This is a genomic window from Pseudomonadota bacterium (assembly GCA_039196715.1).
GTDB lineage: Bacteria > Pseudomonadota > Gammaproteobacteria > CALCKW01 > CALCKW01 > CALCKW01.
Genome location: JBCCUP010000141.1, coordinates 1 through 4,856, shown reverse-complemented (window position 1 = coordinate 4,856; position 4,856 = coordinate 1). Strand labels below are relative to the sequence as shown.

The 4,856-nt window shown below is 67.4% G+C and carries 6 protein-coding genes; 3 read left to right on the top strand and 3 right to left on the bottom strand.

Annotated features, from left to right (window positions below; translation table 11 throughout):
* The 3 genes from AAGA11_22655 to AAGA11_22645 all read left to right on the top strand — a co-directional run.
* Positions 1 to 684 (top strand): DUF1223 domain-containing protein (locus AAGA11_22655; GenBank protein MEM9605677.1); only part of this gene is annotated, 684 nt, incomplete at its 5' end.
* Between the two features lie 84 nt (positions 685 to 768).
* Positions 769 to 1,611: a 3-keto-5-aminohexanoate cleavage protein gene (locus tag AAGA11_22650; protein MEM9605676.1), complete on the top strand. Its 843-nt coding sequence runs from the start codon at positions 769 to 771 to the stop codon at positions 1,609 to 1,611.
* A 165-nt stretch (positions 1,612 to 1,776) separates the two neighbouring features.
* Positions 1,777 to 2,448: a DUF2057 family protein gene (locus tag AAGA11_22645; protein ID MEM9605675.1), complete on the top strand. Its 672-nt coding sequence runs from the start codon at positions 1,777 to 1,779 to the stop codon at positions 2,446 to 2,448.
* 49 nt (positions 2,449 to 2,497) lie between these two features.
* Here AAGA11_22645 and AAGA11_22640 read toward each other — a convergent pair whose 3' ends face one another.
* The 3 genes from AAGA11_22640 to AAGA11_22630 form a co-directional block, all read right to left on the bottom strand.
* Positions 2,498 to 3,253: an amino acid ABC transporter ATP-binding protein gene (locus tag AAGA11_22640; protein MEM9605674.1), complete on the bottom strand. Its 756-nt coding sequence runs from the start codon at positions 3,251 to 3,253 to the stop codon at positions 2,498 to 2,500.
* Positions 3,254 to 3,513: 260 nt separating this feature from the next.
* Entirely contained in the window at positions 3,514 to 4,410 is an 897-nt protein-coding gene (locus tag AAGA11_22635; protein MEM9605673.1) for an amino acid ABC transporter permease, read from the bottom strand.
* A 3-nt stretch (positions 4,411 to 4,413) separates the two neighbouring features.
* Positions 4,414 to 4,856: ABC transporter permease subunit (locus AAGA11_22630; protein MEM9605672.1), on the bottom strand; the 443-nt coding region annotated here is incomplete at its 5' end.

The following is a 4,856-nucleotide window of genomic DNA, read 5'->3' as shown; positions in this document are numbered from 1 at the left end:
GACCACCACCTGCGGCGTGTACACGCCCCGCCGCCCCGAGAGGCGCAGCGCGTTGTAGTCGCGCTGGCGCAGCGTGTTGGCCGGGCTGGAGAAGGGGTCCTTGTGCGTGCCGTGCCGCCCGTCGACTACTGGGACACGCTGGTCTACGGGCGGCACGGCACGCACAAGGACCCCTTCTCCAGCCCGACCTACACGCTGCGCCAGCGTGACTACAACGCGCTGCGCCTCTCGGGGCGGAGGGGCGTGTATACGCCGCAGGTGGTGGTCAACGGCCGCTACGGCGCCGTCGGTTCGCGCCGCGGCGACGTTCTCGACGGCATCAACCGGGTGGAGCGCTCGGCGGTGGAGCTGCAGGTGTCGGCCGCGACTGGCACGACGCTGACGGTCGCGTTGCAGGGTGACCTCTCGGACGTGCCGGACGACGCGCAGGTCTGGCTCGCGGTCTTCGACATCGAGGCCACCACCGAGATCACCAGTGGCGAGAACCACGACAAGACGCTGACCAGCCACCACATCGTGCGCAGCTTCGAGCCGGTGTCGCCAGCGGGCGTCACGTCGTTCTCGGTGGCCCCGACGCTGGGTGAAGGGCAAGGCTGCGCGCTGCTGGTGCAGTCGCCCGACCTCGGCCCGATCCACGGGGCGGCCTACTGCCCTGAGTCTGTCTGGCGCAACGCGGCGAGCTAGCGCCGCTGCGCTGCGCGTCACCGCCGGGTCGATCCGGCGGGCGTGACTGCCGTACCCTAGGCGCCTCCCCACCGGAGCGCGACCATGGGCGACCCCTGCATCATCTGTGTGGCCATCACGGGCTCGTTGCCGCGCAAGGAAAACAACCCGGCCGTGCCGATCAGCGTGGCCGAGCAGGTCGAGAGCACGCAGGCGGCGTTCGAGGCGGGCGCGACCATCGCGCACTGCCACGTGCGCAACGCCGACCAGTCGCCCACGTCTGACCCGGATAAGTTCGCCGCGCTGCAGGCGGGCCTCGAGCGCCACTGCCCAGGCATGGTGATTCAGTTCTCGACCGGCGGCCGCTCGGGCGCCGGCACCGAGCGCGGTGGCATGCTGCCGCTCGCGCCCGACATGGCCTCGCTCGCGGTCGGCTCCAACAACTTCCCGACCCGTGTCTACGAGAACCCGCCGGACCTTGTCGATCACCTCGCCGCGCTGATGCGCACCCACCGCGTGACGCCCGAGATCGAGGCCTTCGACCTCAGCCACATTTTTCAGGCCGTCCAACGGCACGCCGCGGGACGGCTCTACGGCAAGCTCTACATCCAGTTTGTCATGGGCATCACGAACGCGATGCCGGCGGACAAGCGGGCGTTCGAGTTCTACGTCGAGACGGTGCAGCGCCTGGCGCCGGACGCGAACTGGTGCGCGGCCGGCATTGGTCGGGAGCAGCTGCGCGTCAACGAGTGGGCGATCGCGGCGGGGGGCCACACGCGCACGGGGCTCGAGGACAACGTGCGCCTCGACAAGCGCACGCTGGCGCCGTCGAACGCGGCGCTGGTGGAACGGGTGGTCGCACTGTGCGAGCGCTACGAGCGGCCGGTGGCGAGTGCCGCCGAGACACGCGCGCTGCTCGGCCTGCGCCCGATCGAGGCCGCCGCCTGACGGCCTCTTCGGCTCAGGGGCTCAGCCTGGGGCCTGGTGTGCGCCGGCCCGCTGCCGACGCTGGGCCGGGGCGGCCTTGCAGCTCGGCAGAATGCGCATCTGGCGAGCACGTCTGCAATGGACGATACTTCTCATCACTCCACTAACCGACGGGTGAAGGTTGTCATGCAATATTGGGCGAAGGTGCTGGCTGTTTGCACGGCTGTACTGGGTCTGGGCGGCTGCGCGTCGATCCCGGGCGAGTTCGACTACGCGAGCGACGCCGCCACCGCGGCCCAACTGGAATTGCCTTACCCGCTGCGGGTCACCAGCGTGAACGGGCGCGACGTGACGCTGCCGCCGGTGCTCGAGTTTCCTTACACGGTGAACGTCGACGCCGGCACCGCTTCGGTCGCCTTCCAGTACGGCGAGCCCTGGGGCGTCGGTGACGACAACGAGCTGGTGCGCGGGGAGATCGTGGTGGCGACCTTCGTCGCCCGCCCCGGCGAGCGCTTCACGGTCGAATTCGACCCGCCTGAAGACACCCGCGACCTCGGTGACGCGCCCGAGTACCTCGCGGGCTTCAGCGCCTGGCTGCGCGACCCGAGCGGCGCGCGCATCGACACCACGTCGACCGGCGAAACCGGCGTGTTGGAGGTCAACCTGACCGACATGATGGCCGGCAACAAGCAGCCTGAGACCACGGCCACCGCCGCAGCGGCTGTGCCCACACCGGCGCCCGCGCCGGCTGCAACCACGTCCAGCTCGCGGCTCGAGTCGCTCAAGTCACTCTGGGGCTCGGCAGACGAGGACGAGAAGAAAGCCTTCATGCAGTGGGTGGTCGCGCCCGACAGCTGAGGGCGGGCACGGCGACGGTCTAACGCACCCGGTGTGCCCGGTTGCGCATTTACAATATTTGGCTTAGGAACTCGCGCGTCCGCGGGTCCTTGGCGTCCTCGAAGAAGGTGCTCGGCGGGCCGTGCTCGACGATGACGCCGCGGTCGGTGAAGTAGATGTGGTCGGCGATTTCCTTCGCGAACCCCATCTCGTGGGTCACCAGCATGCAGGTCATGCCCTCTTCGGCGAGGTCCTTGATGGTGACCAACACCTCCTTGACGGTCTCCGGGTCGAGCGCGGCCGTGACCTCGTCGAACAGCATGATGTCCGGGCTCATCGCGAGTGAGCGCGCGATCGCGACGCGCTGTTGCTGGCCGCCGGAGAGCTCGCCTGGGTAGGCGTCTTCCTTGCCCTTGAGCCGCACCTTCTCGATCAGCATGCGCGCGCGTTTCTCGACCTCGGCCGGGTCCTGCTTCAGCACCTTGATCGGTGCCATCATGATGTTCTGCAGCGCGGTCTTGTGCGGGAACAGGTTGTATTGCTGAAAGACCATGCCGACTGTCTTGCGCAGCTCGAGTTTGTCGAGCTTGGCGTCGTTGACCTCCTGGCCCTCGACCGTGATCGAGCCCTGCTGGATGTCGTTGAGCGCGTTCACACAGCGGATCAGCGTCGACTTGCCCGAGCCCGAGGGGCCGATGATGCAGATCACCTCGCCCTTCATGACGTCCATCGAAATGCCCTTGAGCACCTCGAGGTCGCCGAAGGACTTGTGTACGTCCTTGATCGAGACGATGGGTTGATCCGGGGTCCAGGTGGGGTTTGGCATAGGGGTTCCTAGTGTTCGGGCCACACCACAGGGTTTGGCTCAGAACGGTTGTGTGTTGGCATCGCGAGGCGCCCGCCGACGGGAAGAGTGGTTCTCCTTCCGAGGGGGGCAACGACGCGAGGGCGGCACACAACCGTTCCCGCAGGGCGCGTGCCCGGCGATGTGAAAAGGGGCGCGTCAGCGCTCAACGCAAACGGACTGGTGCGCGACGCCGCGTACCAGGCATGCGCTGAGTCGACAGTGTGGTGTGGTCCGAGCACTTACAATTTCACCGCGAAACGTCGTTCAAGCGCGATCGTGGCGCGGGCGATCGGGTAGCAGTAGGCGAAGAACACCAGCAACGCAAAGCCGTAGAACGGGATCAGCAGTTCGGGGCGGTTGTTTTCGGCCTCGATCGCCTGGCGGCTCAGGGTGATCAGCTCCTCGACGCCCAACAACGAACAGAGCGGTGTCGCCATTGTCAGGATCGCGTACCAGTTCATCCAGGGCGGGATCATGCGCTTGAAGCACTGCGGCAGGATGATCTGCCACAGCGTTTGCTGGCGCGTGTAGGCGAGCGACTCGGCCGCCTCCCACTGGCCGCTCGGCACCGAATTGATCGCGCCGCGCACCACCTCGGCGATGTTGGCCATGATCGGCAGGCAGAGCCCGAACACGGCTTTCATCCAGTCCGGGATGCGGATCACCGTGTCGCCGATCTCGATCTCGTAGGGCAGCGCCAGCAGCACGATGAAGAGCAGCACCAGCCAGGGCGAGTTGCGGAACACCTGCGTGGTGATCTGCGCGGGCAGCCGAATCAGCCGCGACGGCGAGATCTGCATCAAGCCGAGCACCACGCCTGCGACGGTGCCGATCGCCATGGCGAGGAAGGAGATGATGATGTTGAACAGGAACCCGCCGGTGATGACGAAGGGAATCCAGCGCCACAGCGCCGCGAAGGCGTCGCCCATGCTGTAGCCGGTCGCCGCCGAGGCCACCACCGGCCAGAGGCCAACGAGGCCGATCAGCGCCAGCCACGCCCAGCCCGGGGTCGACGCCAGCCAACGCGAGAACAAGAGGTCCTCGGGGGCGCCCGCCGCGTGGGCGTTGAACGGTTTCAGCACCAGCAGGTCGGTGCGGGGCGGGGTGTGCAGGCCGGGAGTGCCGTCGCGTCGCATGGCTCAGCCTCCGTAGCCCGGGATGCGCATGGCGCGCTCCCACCGGTTCATGCCGAGCACCAGCAGCCCGACGAGGAAGATGAACGAGAAGAACAACAGCAGCATGGTCGGGTACTGTGCGCTCGGGTAGTCGCTCCAGATGCTCACGCACTGGTAGAGCAACTCCGGCACCGCAATCGCGATCGCCTGTGTGGTGGTCTTCACGAGGTTGACGAGGTTGTTGTTGAGCGCCGGCAGCGACACGCGGAAGGCCAGCGGCAGGACGATGTCGGTGTAGGTCTGGAAGCGCGAAAAGCCGAGCGCGCTCGCCGCCTCCTGGGTCGACTCGGGCACCGCCTCGATGCCCGCGCGAAAAATTTCGACGTTGAAGGCGCCGGCGAAGAAGGAGAGCGAGATGATCGCCCAGCCCGTGCTTGAGATCAGCGGCACCTGGGTCCAGCCGTCGG

What these genes read in the sequence shown, in the direction of transcription:
- AAGA11_22650 (MEM9605676.1), top strand. Translation starts at nt 769, where the DNA reads ATGGGCGACCCCTGCATCATCTGTGTGGCCATCACGGGCTCGTTGCCG.
- AAGA11_22645 (MEM9605675.1), top strand. Translation starts at nt 1,777, where the DNA reads ATGCAATATTGGGCGAAGGTGCTGGCTGTTTGCACGGCTGTACTGGGT.
- AAGA11_22640 (MEM9605674.1), bottom strand. Translation starts at nt 3,253, where the DNA reads ATGCCAAACCCCACCTGGACCCCGGATCAACCCATCGTCTCGATCAAG.
- AAGA11_22635 (MEM9605673.1), bottom strand. Translation starts at nt 4,410, where the DNA reads ATGCGACGCGACGGCACTCCCGGCCTGCACACCCCGCCCCGCACCGAC.